The sequence below is a fragment of the Myxococcus sp. AB025B genome (genome assembly GCF_006518215.1).
Taxonomy (GTDB): Bacteria; Myxococcota; Myxococcia; order Myxococcales; family Myxococcaceae; genus Myxococcus; species Myxococcus fulvus.
In genome coordinates this window covers 1-442 of record NZ_SRLW01000721.1, presented here as the reverse complement: position 1 = coordinate 442, position 442 = coordinate 1, and the positions used below count along the sequence as shown (strand labels likewise).

Genomic DNA, 442 nt, shown 5'->3' with positions numbered 1-442 from the left:
ACCCGGGACCGGGCCATCGTCACTAGGCTCGCCCCGTGCCCGACGTCGAGCCGGACTACCGCGCCACCCTCGCGGCCGAGCGCACCTACCTCGCGTACCTGCGTACCGGCCTCGCGCTCGTCGCGGCCGGCGTGGCACTGGCCGGGGCACTGCCGAACGCCGGGTCGGCGACCTTCCGGCGGGTGCTCGGTGCCGCCGTCATCGCCCTCGGCGCGGCGGTGTTCGTGAACGCGCGGCGGCGCTGGCGAGCGGTGCAGCAGGCGATGCGGGAGCAGCAACCGCTGCCGGCGCCGCGGTTCGCCGAGGCCCTGACGTGGGCCCTGATCGCCGTCGCCGTCGCAGCCGTGGCCGTCGCCCTGACGGTGTGAGCGCCGCGGGGAGCAACGCCGGTCGTCGGTGCTCCCGTTGTCGGCGGCGGCCGCACGAGCGACCCGTCGAGGGG

1 protein-coding gene is annotated in these 442 nt (G+C 77.1%); it reads left to right on the top strand.

Features of this window, described 5'->3' with window-relative positions:
- Positions 1 to 35 precede the first annotated feature (35 nt).
- A complete protein-coding gene (locus FL311_RS43680; protein ID WP_141333600.1) occupies positions 36 to 368 on the top strand; it encodes a YidH family protein in 333 nt (110 codons plus the stop codon).
- The last annotated feature ends 74 nt before the right edge of the window (positions 369 to 442 follow it).